At 65.0% G+C, this 16,749-nt stretch carries 19 protein-coding genes; 12 read left to right on the plus strand and 7 right to left on the minus strand.

Features of this window, described 5'->3' with window-relative positions:
* Positions 1-52: 52 nt before the first annotated feature.
* From J3E64_RS08900 to J3E64_RS08920, 5 genes are all read left to right on the plus strand, one after another.
* Positions 53-520, plus strand: a complete 468-nt coding sequence (locus tag J3E64_RS08900; protein ID WP_253342197.1) for a PTS sugar transporter subunit IIA — start codon at positions 53-55, stop codon at positions 518-520.
* Positions 480-971: a PaaI family thioesterase gene (locus J3E64_RS08905; RefSeq protein WP_253342199.1), complete on the plus strand. Its 492-nt coding sequence runs from the start codon at positions 480-482 to the stop codon at positions 969-971. Before J3E64_RS08900 ends, J3E64_RS08905 begins: the two co-directional genes overlap by 41 nt.
* Positions 961-1,302 (plus strand): DUF1491 family protein, encoded by a 342-nt coding sequence (locus J3E64_RS08910; protein ID WP_253342200.1) that lies wholly within the window; start codon positions 961-963, stop codon positions 1,300-1,302. Before J3E64_RS08905 ends, J3E64_RS08910 begins: the two co-directional genes overlap by 11 nt.
* Positions 1,303-1,478: 176 nt before the next feature.
* Positions 1,479-2,138, plus strand: a complete 660-nt coding sequence (locus J3E64_RS08915; RefSeq protein WP_253342203.1) for a cell wall hydrolase — start codon at positions 1,479-1,481, stop codon at positions 2,136-2,138.
* Between the two features lie 87 nt (positions 2,139-2,225).
* Positions 2,226-2,720 (plus strand): MmcB family DNA repair protein, encoded by a 495-nt coding sequence (locus J3E64_RS08920; RefSeq protein ID WP_253342205.1) that lies wholly within the window; start codon positions 2,226-2,228, stop codon positions 2,718-2,720.
* A 26-nt stretch (positions 2,721-2,746) separates the two neighbouring features.
* On the opposite strand, the gene J3E64_RS08925 is transcribed toward J3E64_RS08920, so the two are convergent.
* On the minus strand, positions 2,747-3,307 hold the full coding sequence (locus tag J3E64_RS08925) for a thiamine phosphate synthase (RefSeq protein WP_253342207.1): 561 nt from the start codon (positions 3,305-3,307) through the stop codon (positions 2,747-2,749).
* Positions 3,308-3,330: 23 nt separating this feature from the next.
* On the opposite strand from J3E64_RS08925, the gene J3E64_RS08930 reads away from it, so the two are divergent.
* Positions 3,331-4,077 (plus strand): YggS family pyridoxal phosphate-dependent enzyme, encoded by a 747-nt coding sequence (locus J3E64_RS08930; protein WP_253342209.1) that lies wholly within the window; start codon positions 3,331-3,333, stop codon positions 4,075-4,077.
* Here the strand turns inward: J3E64_RS08930 and J3E64_RS08935 are convergent.
* Together J3E64_RS08935 and pdeM are read right to left on the minus strand one after the other, a co-directional pair.
* Positions 4,055-6,871: a TonB-dependent receptor gene (locus J3E64_RS08935; protein WP_253342211.1), complete on the minus strand. Its 2,817-nt coding sequence runs from the start codon at positions 6,869-6,871 to the stop codon at positions 4,055-4,057. The genes J3E64_RS08930 and J3E64_RS08935 overlap by 23 nt on opposite strands.
* A gap of 190 nt (positions 6,872-7,061) precedes the next feature.
* Complete coding sequence (gene pdeM, locus J3E64_RS08940; protein WP_253342213.1) at positions 7,062-7,721, minus strand: ligase-associated DNA damage response endonuclease PdeM; 660 nt, start codon at positions 7,719-7,721, stop codon at positions 7,062-7,064.
* A gap of 64 nt (positions 7,722-7,785) precedes the next feature.
* On the opposite strand from pdeM, the gene J3E64_RS08945 reads away from it, so the two are divergent.
* On the plus strand, positions 7,786-8,583 hold the full coding sequence (locus J3E64_RS08945) for a rhodanese-related sulfurtransferase (RefSeq protein ID WP_253342215.1): 798 nt from the start codon (positions 7,786-7,788) through the stop codon (positions 8,581-8,583).
* Between the two features lie 6 nt (positions 8,584-8,589).
* Here the strand turns inward: J3E64_RS08945 and J3E64_RS08950 are convergent, their stop codons facing one another.
* Genes J3E64_RS08950 through J3E64_RS08960 form a run of 3 tightly spaced genes read right to left on the minus strand, consistent with a single transcriptional unit; the run spans position 8,590 to position 10,374 of the window.
* The gene (locus J3E64_RS08950) at positions 8,590-9,300 is read right to left on the minus strand and encodes a M48 family metallopeptidase (RefSeq protein WP_253342217.1); all 711 of its coding nucleotides are present in this window, start codon (positions 9,298-9,300) and stop codon (positions 8,590-8,592) included.
* A complete protein-coding gene (locus tag J3E64_RS08955) occupies positions 9,281-9,718 on the minus strand; it encodes a YcgN family cysteine cluster protein (protein ID WP_253342219.1) in 438 nt (145 codons plus the stop codon). The genes J3E64_RS08950 and J3E64_RS08955 overlap by 20 nt, the downstream gene beginning before the upstream one ends.
* A complete protein-coding gene (locus J3E64_RS08960) occupies positions 9,706-10,374 on the minus strand; it encodes an SCO family protein (RefSeq protein ID WP_253342221.1) in 669 nt (222 codons plus the stop codon). The genes J3E64_RS08955 and J3E64_RS08960 overlap by 13 nt, the downstream gene beginning before the upstream one ends.
* A 41-nt stretch (positions 10,375-10,415) precedes the next feature.
* Here J3E64_RS08960 and J3E64_RS08965 point away from each other — a divergent pair, with 41 nt between their 5' ends.
* Positions 10,416-11,030 carry an ankyrin repeat domain-containing protein gene (locus tag J3E64_RS08965; protein WP_253342223.1) on the plus strand — a complete coding sequence of 205 codons (615 nt, stop codon included), beginning with the start codon at positions 10,416-10,418 and terminating at the stop codon, positions 11,028-11,030.
* Positions 11,031-11,143: 113 nt separating this feature from the next.
* Here J3E64_RS08965 and J3E64_RS08970 read toward each other — a convergent pair whose 3' ends face one another.
* Complete coding sequence (locus tag J3E64_RS08970) at positions 11,144-11,866, minus strand: hypothetical protein (RefSeq protein WP_253342225.1); 723 nt, start codon at positions 11,864-11,866, stop codon at positions 11,144-11,146.
* A 242-nt stretch (positions 11,867-12,108) separates the two neighbouring features.
* Between J3E64_RS08970 and J3E64_RS08975 the strand changes: the two genes are divergently transcribed.
* From J3E64_RS08975 to holA, 4 genes are all read left to right on the plus strand, one after another.
* Positions 12,109-12,558, plus strand: coding sequence for a DUF3576 domain-containing protein (locus J3E64_RS08975; RefSeq protein WP_253342227.1), 450 nt, complete (start codon positions 12,109-12,111; stop codon positions 12,556-12,558).
* 98 nt (positions 12,559-12,656) lie between these two features.
* A complete protein-coding gene (gene leuS / locus J3E64_RS08980) occupies positions 12,657-15,170 on the plus strand; it encodes a leucine--tRNA ligase (RefSeq protein ID WP_253342229.1) in 2,514 nt (837 codons plus the stop codon).
* 49 nt (positions 15,171-15,219) lie between these two features.
* Entirely contained in the window at positions 15,220-15,717 is a 498-nt protein-coding gene (gene lptE, locus J3E64_RS08985; RefSeq protein ID WP_253342231.1) for an LPS assembly lipoprotein LptE, read from the plus strand.
* Complete coding sequence (holA, locus tag J3E64_RS08990; RefSeq protein WP_253342233.1) at positions 15,714-16,742, plus strand: DNA polymerase III subunit delta; 1,029 nt, start codon at positions 15,714-15,716, stop codon at positions 16,740-16,742. Before lptE ends, holA begins: the two co-directional genes overlap by 4 nt.
* Positions 16,743-16,749 lie beyond the last annotated feature (7 nt).

The following is a 16,749-nucleotide window of genomic DNA, read 5'->3' on the forward strand; positions in this document are numbered from 1 at the left end:
ATTCGCGCATTTTTCAACTGGCTGAGCGCGGCTCGGCTGGTTCGGAATTGTCATGGTGCATTTCAACGATCTTGTTTCGCCGGACGCGCTCGCAACGGGCATGACCGCGAACGGCAAGAAGCAACTTTTCCAGAAGATCGCGGCGCTCGCGACTCCGGCCTACGGGCTGGAGGCCGATACGGTGGCGGAATCCCTGCTGGAGCGCGAGCGTCTGGGATCTACCGGTTTCGGGGGAGGTGTTGCCATTCCCCATGCCAAGATTCCCGGCCTGGAAAAAATGTGCGGCATCGTCGTGCTGCTTGATCCGCCGGCGCCGTTCGATGCCGTCGATGATGCGCCGGTCGACATCGTTTTTGCGCTTCTCTCTCCGGTGGACAGCGGTGCCGAACATCTCAAGACCCTGGCGCGTGTATCCCGGTTCCTGCGGGACGAGGGCCAGGTGACGCGCCTGCGCGGAGCCAAGTCCACGGGCGCCCTTCATGCGCTGCTGGCCGGCGGCGAGGCGCGTGACGCAGCCTGAAGCGCCATCGAGCGGCGAGACTGCGCATTTTCGAGCGCTTGAGTCGCTTTACCGCTCCGCGCCGATCAACCGGTTGTTCCGGTCGGAGTTGCAGATTCCCGAGGCGGGACGATCGGTCATCGAATTCGATGTCGACGAGACTCAGTTCCATGCCGCCGGCGCTGTGCACGGAACCGTCTATTTCAAGATGCTGGACGATGCGGCCTTTTATGCCGCCAACAGCCTGGTGAGCGATCGCTTTCTGTTGACCACCGCCTTCAACCTGCTTTTTACCCGGCCCGTCAGTCCGGGCCGGATCCGGGCGGAAGGACGCTGGATCAGCGGCAGGCGCCGCGTCTATGTCGCCGAAGCCACCCTTATCGACGCGGACGGAGAGGAAGTCGGCCGCGGCACGGGCACCTTCATGCGGTCGCAATTCCCGCTGTCCTCGCTGCCCGGCTATGGCACCTGACGCGCGACTGACCAGCGCCATGCTGGTCGGCGCGTTGCGACGGCGCGTCACGGCGGAAGGCGGCTTTGCCACCGTCCTGGTCAAGGGCGATGAAATCAGCGGCATGATCCTGGTCCAAACCCTTGAAAAAGGACAGGAATGCGGGCTTTTTGAGCGCGTGCCCGATTTCACGGGCGGTTATCGGCTGCTGCCGTGCGGACCACGGCCGGATGAGGGGCGCGAGGCTTTGGCGGATTATGTCGCCCGCCGCCGTCGGTCAGACCCCGACTTGTGGATCGTCGAACTCGATGTCCCGCAGGCAGAACGATTCGCCGCAGAAACGATCTGCTGATCGTTGACAGAATGTCCGGGCATGTGCACAGGCCCGCGCACGCCAACGCGCAGGTTGCCGCATTCGCTCATTGGGGGGCGGAGTCGGTGAACACGCAGACGGGGGGCGGCCGGTCGTCGGAAATAAGTGTTGAAGAGCGACGATCAGGGCCAAGAACCGCACTTGAATGAGTCGTAATGAGTTTTCGTCTGAAGGCCGCTATCTTTGCGGCGTTCGCCCTGTCCGCAGCTGCTGCGGCCACGGCTTCCGACATGTCGATCGCCGCAGAGTCGATCGCGTCGGTGACATCACTACCAGGCGCGCTGCCCGCAGCGCCTTCGGCCGGATCTCAATCCGCCGTTATTTTCGCCCCGCCGCGTGAAATTACGCAGCCGCTGGCTTCGGCGCATACCGCCGATTCATCCTTTTCCACCGACCCCAGTGCGAGCAGTCTTGCCGCGCTCGTCGATGCACATGGCGCGCCGGAAGACCTGAGCGGCGACATGCAGTGCCTGGCCGGGGCGGTCTATTTCGAATCCAAGGGCGAAAGCCTGGAAGGCCAGCTGGCCGTTGCCCGTGTCGTTATCAACCGTGCGCGCTCGGGAAGGTTCCCCGACAGCCTGTGCGGCGTCGTGTATCAGCGCAGCCAGTTCAGCTTCGTGCGCGGCAACAGCATGCCGCCGATTCGCATGAACGGCCGCAGCTGGCGCGAAGCCGTCGCCATTGCCCAGATCGCGATGGACGACAGCTGGGACAGCCGGGCCGAAGGAGCGCTGTTCTTCCATGCGCGCCGCGTGTCGCCGGGCTGGGGCAAGAAGCAGCTGGCCGCGATCGACAATCATATCTTCTATCGCTGAGGCGAAAGAGCCCATTGCGGAGGCCGATTCGACATCGTGTCGAATCGGCCTTTTCTTTTGTTCGCTTAATGTTCTAGGATCGGGTCCATGAACGAAGTTGCCGTCGAATCCTGTGCGCCTTTGACGGATGGCACGGCGCTGGCCGTCGCACGCGGTACTTTGCGACTCTTCTTCCGGCATGACATGAGCGGGATATTGGAAGTTCCGCTGCCCAACGGCAGGCGCGCTGACATCATGGCTATCGATGGCGCCGGGCGGCTGACGATCGTGGAGATAAAGTGCAGCCGCGCCGACCTTTTGGGCGACATGAAATGGCCCGATTATTTCGACTATTGCGATCGCTTCTACTGGGCGGTGCCGTCCGGGTTCGACCTTGGGCTTTTTGACAGCGAGGCGCTATGGCCGGCGCGCACGGGCCTGATTGTTGCGGACCAATATGACGCGGAACTGGTCCGGCCAGCGCCGGTCGAACCGCTGGCCGCGGCCCGGCGCAAGGCGGAGACGCTCCGCTTCGCCCGTCGCGCCGCGCGACGGCTGACGGCGCTCAGTGATCCGGAGCATGCGGCGGAACTGGGCCGGTAGGTCGGGCACCAAAGTCGATTCAAGGGTCAGGATTGTCCGGTAAGACCGTCGATCGCGGCCCATCCGGCAGCGCCCAGGCGTCGAAGCATGGGCCGGTGATTGCCGCCCACGCCGCCCAGCGCCATGACCGGAACGCCGGCCTGATGCGCCAATGCGGCGAAGCGGACCCGTCCTAGCGTGGGTCCGTCGGGGTGGGACAGCGTCGGGAAGAGCGGCGACAGGAAGACGAAGTCGGCCCCTGCCGCAACGGCGCGATGAAGCTGTGGAGCATTGTGGACAGGTGCGCTGCGCAGCAGCAGCCGGCAGGCGTGTCCGGCACCATGTCCGTGCCAGCCATCGGCGCGCCAGGCCATGGCCTGGCGCGCGGTTCCCGCCAGCATCAGCACCAGCCGCCGCCGTCGCGCGATGGCGCGCAACGTGTCGAAAAGGTGCCGGCGGGCGGGCGCAGCCGTCCGATAATGGCGAAAGACGATGCCGGCCCGCCCTTTGGGCAGCCTTCGCGCTGCCTTGACCAGCAGGTCGGGCGCCACGCGCTCGTCCGTCATCAGCCAGAGGCCGGGCAGCTTTTTGCGGTGGCGGGGCGTCATGCGCCTGTCCTATAGCAACGCGCATGACGACCGCCAGCACCGCAAGCAGCTCTCCTGTCGCGCAGCGCCTCGACGCCGTGCGCGACGCTATCGATCGCGCCGCCCGCCTGACGGACCGGGCGGGCACGGACATCAACCTGATCGCCATTTCCAAGACGCATGATACCGATGCCATTCGTCCGTTGATCGATGCCGGGCAGCGCGTTTTCGGCGAAAATCGTGTGCAGGAAAGCCAGGCGAAATGGCCCGCGCTGCGTGAGGAATTCCCCGATGTCGCGCTGCATCTGGTCGGCCAGCTGCAATCCAACAAGGCAGCCGACGCAGTGGCCCTGTTCGACGTGATCCAAGGCCTCGACCGGCTGTCGCTGCTGACGGCGCTCGTCAAGGCCATGGATGTCGCGGGGAAACGCATTCCCTGCTTCATTCAGGTCAATATCGGAGCGGAGGAGCAGAAGGGCGGGGCCGCCATTTCGGACACGCCCGCGCTGATCGCAGCCGCGCGCGGGGCCGACATTCCGCTGCTCGGCCTGATGTGCGTGCCCCCGGCCGACGTCGAGCCGGCGCCCTATTTCGCGCTGTTGGCGAAAATGGCGCAGGAAGAGGGATTGCAACGCCTGTCCATGGGCATGTCGGCCGATTATGAAACCGCGATCATGCTGGGCGCGACCGATGTCCGCGTCGGTTCCGCCCTGTTCGGTGATCGAGCCCCGGCCGGCCGCCCCGTTCCCCGGAGCGGCCAGGGGATGATCAGAAACTCCCTCTCAGGGTAATGCCCCAGGTGCGCGGTTCCGCCAGATAGGCGGAGATGAGCTGGTTCGCCATGGTCACGGGAGCGGCCGGCCGGCCGCATAGCGTCCCGAACTGGCCGGTGGTCGACGTGCACGGACTGCTGGACTGGAGCGGGCTGGAGAAGGCGACCTGGGTGTAATCCTGGTTGAAAATATTCTGGCCCCACAGTTCGATGGCCCAGCGCTGGTCCGGCCCGCGCAGGCCGATGCGTGCGTTGACGACGGCGTAGCCATCCTGCGCTTTTTCCGGGAAAAGGTCCGAGCCCGTATTATAATCTCCGGTCATGCGCCCATCCACGTAGAATAGCGCCGACAGGCCGCTGGAGCCGATCTCCGGCGTCCAGGCGAAGCTGGCGGTGGTCACGACCTGCGGCGCGTTGCTGTTGATCGAACCGGGCAGCAGGAACAGGGCGGGATCGAGCGGCACGCGCCCGTCGCTGCTGCCGACCAGCCGGTTGGCGAACTTGGCCCGGGCATAGGTCAGGCCGCCGGTGACGCGGATGTTGCGCGCGGGCGTCGCCACAAGCTCGAGTTCGACGCCCTGGCTGATCAGACCGGGTCCGACGTCACCGCTGTCGCAGGTACCGGCGCTGAGCGCGGAATCGCAGCCATTGATATTCTGCACCACGAAACTGGTGCCGTTGAAGGTGTTGAGCTGGAAATTCTTGAATTCCTGCCGGAAGGCAGCGACATTCGCGCTCCATTTGGGCTGGCTGTATTTCAGCCCGATTTCGAAGGCGTCGACCTTTTCGGCGGCGAAGCGCAGGCTGGCGGCGTCGGCATTGGTGCGGGGCGAAAAGACGGCGGGAACGGGATTGAGGCCGGTCGATCCGAGCTGGAAGCGGTCGAGATTATAGCCGCCCGCCTTGTAGCCCTTAGAATAGCTGCCATACAGCAGCAGCTCGTCGATCGGCTTCCAAGACAGGACGGCAGTCCCGGAAAATTCGCCGTCGCTTATCCGGTCGTTGAGGTCGAGCGCGTTGAGACTGGTCGATCCATTGCCCAGGCAACCCAGAGTGAGGATGCCCCCCGCGAGCGCAGCGGCGCTGCCCAGCGCCGGGTTGGTCGCCAGAGTCGGCAGCGACGAGGCCTGAAGCGCCGCGCAGGTCGCGTTATTGTTGTTCAGGTCTGCGGAAAATCTTTTGCTTTCATGCGTGTAACGCAGGCCCAGGGTCAGGTCGAGACGCTTCGTCAGATGGACGATATTATGGGTGAACAGCGCCCAGTTCTCGCTCTTCTGATAATAGCGCGATGCGACGTCGCCGGTTCCTGCGGGGATCGCGGCAAGCGCGCGCAGCCCGTTGCCAAGGCCGGTGGAGATCGCACCGGCCTGTGCCGCCGCGACCGCCGGCGGCAGGCCGGCATTGAGGAAGGCCGCGGTCAGGCCCGCATTCAGGTTCGCCTGCGTCCCGGTGATCAGCGGTTGCGTGGCCAGCCCGCTGCCACAGGCGGCCAGTTGTTGCGCGGTGAAGTTGCTGCTGGTGCCCGCACCAGCCATCAGCCGACAGGCGGCAAACCGGCCATAGTCCGCGCCGAAGCGGATATTGTCCTGAAGCGTCAGCTTTTCATGGGCGTAATAGCCGCCGACCAACCAGTCGAGCCGGTCGGCGAAGGCGGTTCCCTGCATCCGCAATTCCTGCGTGAAGGTCCGGAACTGGCGATAGGTGTTGGGATCGCGGTAGAGCAGGTCGGCGCGATTATAGTCATAGTCGCCATAGTCGCGCGACTTGTAGTCGCGCCAGGCGGTGATGCTGGTCAGCTTGGCCCCGCCCAGATCATAGTTGATCTCGCCGGAAACGCCCCAATCCTTGAGCTTGCTGACATAGTCGCGGCCCGGCGTGATGACGAGGTTCCGGTCATAGGGATCGGCGGCGATCACGCTGCCCTGTCCGGCGAGTATGGCCGCGATGCGGTTGAAGGGCGCGTCGGTATAGCTGCCGCCCGTCGCCGGCCGCCGCTCGCGCGTTTCGATATAGGCCGCGCCGCAGCAACTCTCGTCGCGATTGGTATAATCGCCGATCAGACGTATGGAGAGCGCGTCATTGGGTTCGATCAGTGCCTGACCGCGCAGGAAATAGCGGTTGCGGTCATTGGTGTCGCCGACCTTGTTTCCCGCCGTGTCGCGCAGGGTGAAAAACCCGTCGCGCTTGCTCCATACGCCATCCAGCGACAAGGCAACGCCGTTCGCCACCGGACCGGTGACGCGGCCGGACAGACGCCAGTAATCATAATTGCCGTAGGTGATCTCGCCTTTGGCATGAAAGCTGTTTTCCGGTGCCTTGCTGACGATGTTGATCAGGCCGGCCGACGCGTTGCGGCCGAACAGCGTACCTTGCGGGCCGCGCAGCACCTCGACACGTTCGATTTCGCCCAGTTCGTTCAGGCCCGCGCCCGTCCGGGATCGATAGACGCCGTCAATGAACACCGCGACGGAACTTTCCAGGCCTGGATTGTCGCCGACCGTACCGATGCCGCGGATCCGCGCCGACGCATTGGCTTCGGACCCGGTGGAGGAAACGAGCAGGGACGGCGCAAGCTGATTCAGGGTGCGTATGTCGCTCGCGCCGCTATTCTGCATGGCCTGTGCGCCGACGGCCGAAACGGCGATCGGAACGTCGGACAGGGGACTCGCGCGCCGGGTCGCGGTGACGATGATGTCGGCGCCAGGTTCCTCGGCGCTGGAAGGGGGAGCGGCGCTCCCCTGCGCCAGGGCGGGGGCGGCCGTGGCCAGCGCGATGGCGCCGGCACCGGACAACCAGAGACTCCGGTAGGTCATGATGCTTCTGTCCTCTCCTGGCCCGCACGGCTTTTTGCCACGTCGGGACTGCGGGTGATTATGCTGCCACAGAGCCGACAAGGCAATAGATGCAGTGATTCCGCGGGTCTTGCTGCATGTGCGCTGTATTGCTGGCATATGTCTGTTGCTTAAAGGCAACGCATTAATTTCGAGTTTCCGTAACGTCGCCCTAAGCCAGCGGAAAGCGCAGGATCCGGTCGGCCAACGGTACCAGCGCGGTCGCACCCGGCCCGACCGTCCGACGAATCGCCTCATGACCCGCATCCAGCCCCCCCGCCAGCGTCCCGAGCGCGGGCAGGATCAGCTTGGTCGCCGACCCCACGAAGCACCGGCGCGACACATGCCGTCCGCGTAGCGCCAGCCGGAATTTGGGATGGAAATGGCCCGATATTTCCGGCCGGGGATCATCCCGGGCCGCTTCGTGCCGCAACCAGATTCCCTCTATCTCGGCTTCCGCCACCCTCTGGCCCCCCGGCATGTCCCCGATGCCGGCATCATGATTGCCCGTTACCCACGTCCAGTCCAGACGGCGCGTCAGGACGCCCAGACGTCTGCGAACGTCGGGGTCGAGCCGGGCCACGCCATTGGCGTCATGAAAGCTGTCGCCGAGCGAATAGACTGCGCGTGCGCCGGTTCGCGCCGCCAGCGCCTCGATCAGGTCGATGGTCGCCGCGCTGTCATGGGGTGGCAGAAACTGACCGAAACGGGCGTACCAGCTTGCCTTTTCGAAATGCAGATCGGCGACCAGCAGGGCCCGCCGGGCCGGCCAGTAGAGCGCTGCATCAGGGCAGGCGAGAAATTCTTGACCCGCGAACGAAAGGGGAACCATGGGTCGCCTATGCGCGTTCGCACGCCCGCTTTCAAGAGCCCGGGCAAATCCCTATAGGCAGGCCATGTCCGCCTTCACCATCGCTGCCCTTTACCGGTTTGCCTCCTTTCCCGACCCGCAAGCGCTGGCCGGCCGACTACGGGCATTGACCGCTGACCTCGGCCTGTGCGGCACGCTGATCCTGGCGACCGAGGGGATCAACGGCACCGTTGCCGGATCGGCCGACGCAATCGCGACGCTGGTCGCGCATATCCGGACATTGCCCGGCTGTGCCGACCTGGACGTCAAATATGCCACGGCTGAACAGGCGCCCTTCGCGCGTATGAAAATCAAGGTGAAGCGGGAGATCGTGACGCTGGGGGCGGGGGACCTGGACCCGGCGAATGCCGCGGGGACCCATCTCGATCCGGCCGACTGGAACGCGCTGATCGCCGATCCCGACACCATCGTGATCGACACGCGCAACGGCTATGAGGTCGCGTGCGGCACGTTTGAACGCGCCATCGATCCGAAAACCGGTTCCTTTCGCGATTTTCCCGCCTGGTTCGATGCGTTCGCTGCGCAATTGCCGGACCGGGGCCGCACGCGCCGGATCGCCATGTTCTGCACCGGCGGCATACGCTGCGAGAAGTCGACCGCGCTGGTCAGGGCGCGGGGCTTTGGCGAGGTCTACCACCTCAAGGGCGGCATATTGCGCTATCTGGAGGAGGTGCCGGAAGCCGACAGCCTGTGGCGGGGCGATTGCTATGTGTTCGACGAGCGCGTGGCGGTCGGCCATGGCCTGCGACCGGGCGAACATCGCCTGTGCAAAGCCTGCGGCCTGGCGCATCGCGGCGATGAATGCCACGCTTGTCCGGCCTGATTCACGTCATGCCCGATAACGGTGCAGACCGGTTCCGTGCGCGCGCAGCCACGCGCGGGCCGGTTTCGGATCGGCGCCATGGATGCGCATATGGGCGGCATGAAAGGCCGCGCTATGGTCCATGTGCAGCAGGTGGGCCAGTTCATGCGCGACGGTGGCGCGCCGTATCTCAGGCGGACAGAGGATCAGGCGCCAGCTGTAACGGATCGTGCCCGATGCCGTGCAACTGCCCCAGCGGGTGCGGGGATCGCCGATGCCGACCGCCGTCACGATCAGGCCATGGTCGCGGGCCAATGCCATCGTCTCGTTTTCCAGAACGGCCTTCGCCCGGTTCCGCAGCCAGCGTTCCACACGTCTGCCTACCGATTCGATCGCGCCGCCAAGGACCAGCCGATCCCGTTCCAGCCGGATGGTGCGGGTTGCACCCGTGATCCAGCATATCCGCGTCTCGCGTCCTTCCAGAGGAAACACGGCGCCATGTGCCAGCCGGGTAATGGCGGGCTGTTCCGCCAGTTGCGCGCGGACCCAGCCTTCATGTCCCTGCGCCCAGCCCAGCGCCTTGCGCAGGTTCGCACGTGCGGGCAGCGAAAGGCGCAATTCGCCGCGCGTGCCATCGAAGCTCAGCCGATAGGTCTTTGCCCGGGGCGACCGGCGCACAAGCACCGGCATTGCCACGCCATCGATGAGGATCGCCGCGTCACAATTCCCGGTCGACAAGATGATTCTCCCAGTCGCCGGCGTCCGCTTCGGCGATGGTCCAGCCGCGAACCGATTCGCCGGCGCGATGCACTGCCTCCCGGTCGCCGCAGACCAGATAGTGCCAGTCGGGCAGCGGCAGTCCCTCTTCGCGCAGGCGATAGGCGCAGGTACGGGGAAGCCAGCCGATCTGCCGGACCTTCGCTGGCGTCAGCCGCACGCAATCGGGCACGAATTGCCGGCGATTTTTATAGTTGCTGCATTGCCCGCTCTGTCGATCGAGCAGGCGGCAAGCGATGTTGGTGGGGTAGATGCGCCCGGTGTCGGAATCCTCCGCCTTGTGCAGGCAGCATTTGCCGCAGCCATCGCACAGGGCTTCCCATTCGGCCCGGTCGAGCTGGTCGAGCGGCTTTTCCCAGAAGGGCGTCACTTCACCCATTGGTCCAGAAAGGCCGCGACCTTGTCGGGCGCGCCTTCGTCCTCGTCCGCGGTAGCGGGATTGTCGACCGGCACCAGCGCGATCGGCTTGCCGGCCGGATCGAACAGATAGGGCGTGCGGCTATGGCTCACCAGATAGTCGCTGGCGCCGCCGGCATCCTCCCGACCATAGACGACGGCAAAATCCTTCGCGACCGCGGCGATCTGTTCGGGGCTGCCGGTCAGGCCGATCAGCCGCGGGTGGAACGCGGCGACATAGGTTTTGAGCACTGCGGGCGTATCGCGGACGGGATCTACGCTGATCAGCATCGGCTGGACCTTCGCCGCCCGCTCCGGCGCGCGCTTTTCGAATCGGGCAAAGCCCTGCATGATCTTCTGCAGGTCCACCGGGCAGACGTCCGGGCAATAGGTATAGCCGAAATAGACCAGTCGATAACGGCCCTTGAAATCGTCCCAGGCGGCAGGCTTGCCATCTTGGTCGGTCAGGGTGAAGGCGCCGCCGATGCGGGCGCCGGCCAGATCGCCCTGCAGGCTGGCACTTGATGCGTTGTCGCCGCTGCCCATATCGCAGGCGGCAAGCAGGGCAAGCAGGGCAAGCAGGGCAAGTGCGGGCAGAACGGCAAGGATGAAGGCTTTGTTCATGACATGGCCAGCCATGCCCTGCTAGAGAATGATTTGCAAATCCAACGGGGCGCGCGATGACCAGGTTCAGATTTTCTGCAATAGGGGGGCCGGTGGCACTGGCACTGCTGACCCCCGTGGCCGCCCAGGCCCAGTTTTCCGACAATTATAATTTCCTGAAGGCGGTGAAGGACCGGGACGGGCAGAAGGTTACCGACCTGATCCAGAAACCGGGATCGACCGTGATCAACAGCCGGGACGTCACAACCGGCGAAAATGCGCTGCATCTCGTCGTTGCCCGGCGGGACGACACCTGGTTGACGTTCCTGCTGTCCAAGGGCGGCAATCCCAATCTGACCGACAATGCCGGCAACACGCCGCTGATGGATGCGGTGCAGGGACGGTTCGAGGAAGGCGTGCGGACGTTGCTGGCCTATCGGGCGCAGGTGGACAAGCCCAATGACAGCGGTGAGACGCCGCTGATCCGGGCGGTGCAGTTGCGCGACGTGGGACTTGTCCGGCTGCTCGTGGCGCAGGGCGCCGATTCCGACAAGCGCGATGCCATCGCTGGCATGTCCGCCCGCGACTATGCGGCGCGCGATAGTCGCACGCCCGGTCTTTCCGAGGCGCTGGACGCGGCCAAGAGCAATGCCGGCAAGCCGTCGGGGCCGGTTCAAGGTCCGGTTTTCTGAAATGATCCGGTGGTGGAGAGCGGAGTTTGCCTGCCGCTCCCTCACTTTGCGGGTAAGCGGTGAGCCAAAGCCTGGCCCATTGTCATCCAGCGATCATGAGCGGCTGGGAAACGTCAGAATTTGAATATCGTGCCCAGATAGACAGCCTGGCTGTCCTGCCGGTCGTCGGTCATCGGGGTCAGGCGGCCCGCGACATTGTTATTGTAGCGCACGCCGGCCGTGACGTTGAGATTCTTGGTGAGCGAATAGGAACTCGCCAGATCGAGCGAATAATCCTTCTCGGCCGACGGGTTGCGCACGGTTGCGGTTGGTTCGCGACGCGTCTCCAGCAGAACCTTGGTGCTGAACCGGTCCTTCCTTTCGTCGTCCAGCGAGAAATTCTTCGCATCGATGGAGGCCACCGGCACCGGATCCAGCGTCTTGCGACCGGCCGATTCGGGCAGGGCGAACTTGCGCCAGTTCTGCGCGCCGTTCAGGCTGAATGCCACCGGCTTGATGTCGACCGGGTCGATCGTATGCGTCACCGTGTCACGATCGCTGCTGGCGCGGACCATGATCGTGATGGATCGCTGACCGCTCATCGAACCGCTGGTCGGCGTGAAACGGAAACCCTGGTTGCTCGCCTTGGCCGCAATCTTCGCATAAGCTGCGGCAAGGCGCGAGTCCTGGGTGGAGGGCGTGAAGGACGAGATGCTGCCAAGCGCGCCGAGCGATACCGGCATGTCCGGCCCCATCCTCACGAAATCGGTGGCGGCGCCAAGCGCGGGCGACAGCAGAAAGCCGGCCGCGGCAACCGCCGAACCCGCCAATGCCAGATGTGCCCTCTTAACGCGCATGACCCGAATCTCATCCCCGACGTTCTATATTTCAAGACGCATTACACCTGCAAAGCCGCTACTGGCTAGGGGGCGACGCCCTTTTTATCCAAGCTGTTGCACCGAACACACAGGCAATACGCGTCTGGAATGGCGTTTGAAGCGAACCGATCGACGGCGCCGGCGCGGTGCCCCTTGCCCATTGGCGCATCGGCACTATAGAAGCGGGCTGATTTTCGTCTTTACAGCTAGGACATGCCCTGATGGTCCGCCGCCTTCCCGCATCCGTTTCCGCCGGCTTCCTGCTGGTCGCGTTTCTGCCGCTCGCCGCGTGCGGCGGCGGGTCCAAGGAGCGGCCCAAGGCCGATATGGCGGCGTCCCGCGTGACCACGATCGGCGTCAACGCCTATCTGTGGCGCGCGACGCTGGACACCTTGTCCTTCATGCCCATGGCGCAGACCGATTCGAACGGCGGCGTCGTGGTGACCGACTGGTACACCAACCCCAATACGCCGACCGAGCGGATGAAGCTGACCGTGTCGATCCTGGACCAGGATCTGCGCGCCGACGCCCTGCGGGTAGCGGCCAGCCGGCAGGTCAGCCAGAATGGCGTCTGGGTCGATGCGCCGGTCAAGGCCGCGACGGTGCAGAAGCTGGAGGAGATCATCCTCACCAAGGCACGCGACCTGCGCCGCATGGCGATTGCCGGCTGAGCCTTCCCCCCCCTATCGGGCGTGCCACGCCCTGTTTTCAAACATATGGGGCTGGGCTTGAGAGAAGCCCAGCCCGATTGCATTTGTAAGGACTGACGATGCAAAGGCGCTTCAACCCGCTGGAGGCCGATAGCCGCTGGCAGGCGATCTGGGACGAGCGGCAAAGCTTCAGGGCGGACGACGCCTCGACCAGGCCGCGCTCCTACGTGCTGGAGATGTTCCCCTATCCCTCGGGGCGCATTCATATCGGCCATGTCCGCAATTATTCGATGGGCGACGTGCTGGCGCGGTTTCGCCGGATGACGGGGCATGAAGTGCTCCATCCGATGGGCTGGGACGCCTTCGGCATGCCGGCCGAGAACGCCGCGATGGAGAAGAAAGTCCATCCGGGGTCCTGGACTCGCGACAATATCGCCAACATGCGCGCGCAGTTGAAGAAACTGGGCTTCGCGATCGACTGGAGCCGCGAGCTCGCAACCTGCGAGCCGGACTATTATGGCCAGGAACAGGCACTTTTCCTGGACATGCTGGAAGCGGGCCTGGTCTATCGCAAGGAAAGCGCGGTCAACTGGGACCCGGTCGACATGACCGTGCTGGCCAACGAACAGGTGATAGACGGGCGCGGCTGGCGTTCGGGTGCGCTGGTCGAGAAGCGCAAGCTAAGCCAGTGGTTCCTCAAGATCACCCAGTTCGCCGACGACTTGCTGGAGGGGTTGAAGCACCTCGACCAATGGCCCGACAAGGTGCGAACGATGCAGGAAAACTGGATCGGCAAGTCGGTCGGCCTGCAATTCGCCTTTAAGCCCGTGGCCCCCTTCGATAGTGCGATAGAGGTCTATTCGACCCGGCCAGACACCATCTTCGGCGCCAGTTTCGTGGCGATCGCGGCCGACCATCCGGTGGCGCAGGCGGTGGCGGCGAACAACCCCGACGCGGCTGCCTTCATCGAGAAGTGCAGGGAAGGCGGCACGACCGCGGCCGAGCTGGAAACGGCCGAGAAGATGGGCTTCGACACCGGACTGACGGTCGCGCATCCGTTCGACCCCGATTGGCACCTCCCGGTGTTCATCGCCAATTTCGTGTTGATGGACTATGGCACCGGCGCGGTGATGGGCGTGCCGGCGCATGACCAGCGCGACCTGGATTTCGCGCGCAAATATATGCTGCCGGTCGAGCGCGTCGTCGCTGCCCAGGGCGACGAGCAGGCGCCGATCCACAATGAAGCCTATACCGGCCCGGGCCGCGTGGTGAACAGCCGCTTCCTGGACGGCATGGCGGTCGAGGAGGCGAAGGCCGCCGTCATCGCACGTGCCGAGGCCGAAGGCTGGGGCGCGGGGAAGACCGTGTTCCGCCTGCGCGACTGGGGCGTGTCGCGCCAGCGTTACTGGGGCACGCCGATCCCGGTCATCCATTGCGAGGATTGCGGGGCCGTGGGCGTGCCCAAGGACCAGCTGCCGGTGGTGCTGCCGGAGGATGTCAGTTTCGACATTCCGGGCAATCCGCTGGATCGCCATCCGACCTGGAAACATGTCGACTGCCCGTCCTGTGGGCGTCGGGCGGTGCGCGAGACCGATACTCTCGACACCTTTGCCGATTCGAGCTGGTATTTCATCCGTTTCGCCAGCCAGCCCAAGGACAGGCCGTTCGATCGTGCCACGGTCGAACAATGGTTGCCGGTCGGTCAATATATCGGCGGCGTGGAACATGCGATCCTGCATCTGCTCTATGCCCGTTTCTGGACCCGCGCGCTCCAGCATATGGGGCAGCTGGGCTTTGCCGAGCCGTTCACCGGCCTGTTCACGCAGGGCATGGTGACGCATGAAACTTATAAATCGCCCGAAGGCACCTGGCTTGCGCCGCAGGATGTGGTTCGCCAGAGCGACGGGCTGGTCATGGCCGAAGGCGGCGCGCCGGTGACGGTGGGGCGCGTCGAGAAAATGTCCAAGTCCAAGAAGAATGTCGTCGATCCCGACGACATCATCGCCCAATATGGGGCGGACGCGGTGCGCTGGTTCATGTTGTCGGACAGCCCGCCCGAGCGCGATCTGCCGTGGACGGAAGCCGGCATCGAAGGCAGCTGGCGCTTCGTCAACCGGGTCTGGCGCCTGTTTGGCGAACATGATGCCGGGGCGGAGGGCGATGACAAGGCCCTGGACCGCAAGCTGCACCAGACCATCGACGGCGTGGCGAAGGATGTCGAGGCGCTGGGCTTCAACAAGGCGGTCGCCAAGATTTACGAGCTGGTCAACGCGATCGAGAAGGCGAAACCGTCGGCCAGCCGCACCGCCGCGATCCGGGCGCTCGCCCTGCTGGTGGCGCCGATGACGCCGCATCTGGCCGAAGAAGGCTGGGCGGAGATGGGCGGGCAGGGGCTGATCGCCGACGCGGCCTGGCCGGAGGTCGACCCGGCGCTGCTGGTGGATGACGAGGTGACCATCGCCTGCCAGGTGATGGGCAAGTTGCGCGACACCATCACCGTGCCGAAGGGCACGGCGAAGGACGAACTGGAGAGGCTGGCACTTGCCGCGCCCAATGTCGCGCGCATCCTGGATGGCGCCACGCCCAAGAAGGTCATCGTGGTGCCGGATCGTCTGGTCAATCTGGTCGTCTGACCGGCCCTTGCCCTTCGACAAGCCCGAAGCGAACGGTTAGAGAGGCGTCATGAAGCACATCCTTCCCGTCCTGGCTCTCGCGACCCTTACCGCCTGCGGGCTACGGCCGGTCTATGGCGGCGGCGGGAACGGACCCGTGGCGCAGGCGCTGGGCAATGTGGAGGTCGCCCCGATCGAGGGGAAGGGGGGCTGGCTGATGCGCAACGCCCTCAACGACCGCCTGTCCGCCATGCGCAGCGGCGCGGGGCAGCGTTATCGGCTGGTGGTGAAGCTGGATGACCAGATCACCGGGTTCGGGCTTCGCGCCGACGCCGCCATCACGCGCGAACGGCGGACATTGCGTGCGCGCTATCAGTTGATCGACATAACTACCGGCGCCCAGATCCTGGACGATACCGCCGGGTCGGATGCAGGCATCGACGTCACATCGAGCGAATATGCGACCATCGCGGGGGAGGATACCGCCCTGGAACGGCTGTCGCAGACCGTGGCGGATCAGATCGTGACGCGCCTGGCATTGTTTGCGCGCAAGGCGGGCAACCCTTGAAAGCCAGTCGCGGCCAGATCGAAAAGGCTCTGGACGCCCCGCCCGCGGACATTCGCTTCTTCCTGCTCTACGGTCCCGACGAGGCCGGCAGTGCCGCGCTCGCCAAGCGGTTGGAGCGCGCCATGGGGCCGGCGGCGGAGCGGATCGACCTCGATGCGCCGACCTTGCGGGAGGACCCGGCGCGACTGGCCGACGAGGCGGCGTCCTTTTCCATGTTCGGCGACCGGCGGTGGATTCGCCTGCACGGCATCGGCGAGGATTCAACGCCGGCGGTCACCGCCCTGCTGGAAGCGCAAGCGGCCGGCAATCCGGTCATCGCGGTCGCCGGCGCGCTGAAGCAGACCGCGAAGCTGGTCAAGCTGGCACTCGACCACAAGCAGGCGATGGTCTTCATTTCCTACCAGCCGGACGCGCGCGAAGCCGAGCAGATCGCCATCGGCATCGCCCGTGACGGCGGGTTGCGCCTGTCGACCGAGATTGCGCGGAGGATCGTATCGCTGGCGAACAATGATCGCGCGCTGATGAACGGCGAAATAGAGAAGCTGATCCTCTATCTCGATGCCGCGCCGGATCGCCCGCGCGAGGCGACGATGGAGGCCCTGGAGGCGCTGTCGGCCGACCATCCCGATACGGAAGTCGCGCCGCTGGTCAATGCGGTGCTGGGCGGCGACCTCAAGGTCATGCACCGCGAATTGCTGCGCCTTGCGGAAACCGGTGCGGCCATGGCGTCAGTGATACGACCGTTGCTGGCGCGAGCATTGCTGATTGCCCATATCCGCGCGGACCTCGATGCGCATGGTCGCCTTGAAACCGCCATGGAGAGCGCGGGCAAGGCGGTGTTCTGGAAGGAAAAGGGCGCGGTGTCGCGGCAGGTACGGCTGTGGGATGCAGGCGGTATCGCGCGCGTCGCCCAGCGGTTGCTGGAAGCTGAACGGGCGAGCCGCGGCGGCCGCGGAACGGGCGACCTGATGGTGCGGCACGAATTGCTTGCCATCGCCCGCCAGGCGGCGCGCGAGCGAGCTTGATCGGCCG

This window comes from Sphingobium sp. OAS761, from assembly GCF_024168485.1.
Classification (GTDB): domain Bacteria; phylum Pseudomonadota; class Alphaproteobacteria; order Sphingomonadales; family Sphingomonadaceae; genus Sphingobium.

Coding starts and splice junctions, on each gene's coding strand:
- J3E64_RS08900 (WP_253342197.1), top strand. CDS start 53: ATGGTGCATTTCAACGATCTTGTTTCGCCGGACGCGCTCGCAACGGGC.
- J3E64_RS08905 (WP_253342199.1), top strand. CDS start 480: ATGCGCTGCTGGCCGGCGGCGAGGCGCGTGACGCAGCCTGAAGCGCCA.
- J3E64_RS08910 (WP_253342200.1), top strand. CDS start 961: ATGGCACCTGACGCGCGACTGACCAGCGCCATGCTGGTCGGCGCGTTG.
- J3E64_RS08915 (WP_253342203.1), top strand. CDS start 1,479: ATGAGTTTTCGTCTGAAGGCCGCTATCTTTGCGGCGTTCGCCCTGTCC.
- J3E64_RS08920 (WP_253342205.1), top strand. CDS start 2,226: ATGAACGAAGTTGCCGTCGAATCCTGTGCGCCTTTGACGGATGGCACG.
- J3E64_RS08925 (WP_253342207.1), bottom strand. CDS start 3,307: ATGACGCCCCGCCACCGCAAAAAGCTGCCCGGCCTCTGGCTGATGACG.
- J3E64_RS08930 (WP_253342209.1), top strand. CDS start 3,331: ATGACGACCGCCAGCACCGCAAGCAGCTCTCCTGTCGCGCAGCGCCTC.
- J3E64_RS08935 (WP_253342211.1), bottom strand. CDS start 6,871: ATGACCTACCGGAGTCTCTGGTTGTCCGGTGCCGGCGCCATCGCGCTG.
- pdeM (WP_253342213.1), bottom strand. CDS start 7,721: ATGGTTCCCCTTTCGTTCGCGGGTCAAGAATTTCTCGCCTGCCCTGAT.
- J3E64_RS08945 (WP_253342215.1), top strand. CDS start 7,786: ATGTCCGCCTTCACCATCGCTGCCCTTTACCGGTTTGCCTCCTTTCCC.
- J3E64_RS08955 (WP_253342219.1), bottom strand. CDS start 9,718: ATGGGTGAAGTGACGCCCTTCTGGGAAAAGCCGCTCGACCAGCTCGAC.
- J3E64_RS08960 (WP_253342221.1), bottom strand. CDS start 10,374: ATGGCTGGCCATGTCATGAACAAAGCCTTCATCCTTGCCGTTCTGCCC.
- J3E64_RS08965 (WP_253342223.1), top strand. CDS start 10,416: ATGACCAGGTTCAGATTTTCTGCAATAGGGGGGCCGGTGGCACTGGCA.
- J3E64_RS08970 (WP_253342225.1), bottom strand. CDS start 11,866: ATGCGCGTTAAGAGGGCACATCTGGCATTGGCGGGTTCGGCGGTTGCC.
- J3E64_RS08975 (WP_253342227.1), top strand. CDS start 12,109: ATGGTCCGCCGCCTTCCCGCATCCGTTTCCGCCGGCTTCCTGCTGGTC.
- leuS (WP_253342229.1), top strand. CDS start 12,657: ATGCAAAGGCGCTTCAACCCGCTGGAGGCCGATAGCCGCTGGCAGGCG.
- lptE (WP_253342231.1), top strand. CDS start 15,220: ATGAAGCACATCCTTCCCGTCCTGGCTCTCGCGACCCTTACCGCCTGC.